This window comes from Acinetobacter sp. USHLN143 (assembly GCF_037145695.1).
Classification (GTDB): domain Bacteria; phylum Pseudomonadota; class Gammaproteobacteria; order Pseudomonadales; family Moraxellaceae; genus Acinetobacter; species Acinetobacter fasciculus.
On the sequence record NZ_JBBCWZ010000282.1, the window covers coordinates 1 to 260 of the forward strand.

The window sequence follows — 260 nt, forward strand, 5'->3', positions numbered from 1 at the left end:
GTTATGGATGAAATCCACCATTATTTGTGTGGGCGGTCGAGCTCCGCCTGGGCGAAAAAAGCGGCTGCTTTACGTAGAATTTCATTGGCACGCTTTAATTCTTTAATTTCATGTTCCATTTGCTTCATTTTTTCTTGATCAGATATCTGTTAGAGGTGGATCAGGAAATTTGAACAACACTTATAAGTGATATTTTGCTCCCCAAATGATGTTATAAACATCAATATATGGAGTATTTTATGACACGTAGACCAAGAAGA

The 260-nt window shown here is 37.3% G+C and carries 1 pseudogene; it reads right to left on the minus strand.

Annotated features, from left to right (window positions below):
* Positions 1-149 (minus strand): annotated as a pseudogene (locus tag WFH18_RS18085) (IS3 family transposase); the annotation flags it as partial.
* Positions 150-260: the final 111 nt, after the last annotated feature.